Source organism: Cobetia sp. SIMBA_158 (assembly GCF_046566945.1).
In the GTDB taxonomy this organism is placed as follows: domain Bacteria; phylum Pseudomonadota; class Gammaproteobacteria; order Pseudomonadales; family Halomonadaceae; genus Cobetia; species Cobetia amphilecti.
Window position 1 is genome coordinate 1 of the sequence record NZ_JAWJYL010000181.1, and the last position, 312, is coordinate 312.

1 protein-coding gene is annotated in these 312 nt (G+C 50.0%); it reads left to right on the forward strand.

Annotated features, from left to right (window positions below):
• Window positions 1–106: 106 nt before the first annotated feature.
• The coding region (locus tag R2R70_RS19545) for a LacI family DNA-binding transcriptional regulator (RefSeq protein WP_410978827.1) at window positions 107–312 on the forward strand (206 nt) is incomplete at its 3' end.

The following is a 312-nucleotide window of genomic DNA, read 5'->3' on the forward strand; positions in this document are numbered from 1 at the left end:
TTTAGTGTATATCTAATAATTGTAAACAAGCACTGTTTTCCCCGGGAAGGTTCTGATGCGTCCGTGTTAAACTAAGAGAATCTATCTCTTTTGTACCTTCAGGACGATGAAAAAGAAAAGACCCGTACTTCAGGATGTGGCTGACCGTGTAGGCGTGACCAAAATGACGGTCAGCCGCTTTTTGCGTAACCCGGAGCAGGTTTCCGTCGCTCTACGCGGCAAGATTGCCGCCGCTCTTGATGAACTGGGTTATATTCCCAATCGTGCGCCCGATATCCCCTCTAACGCCACCAGCCGGGCGATTGGCGTCCT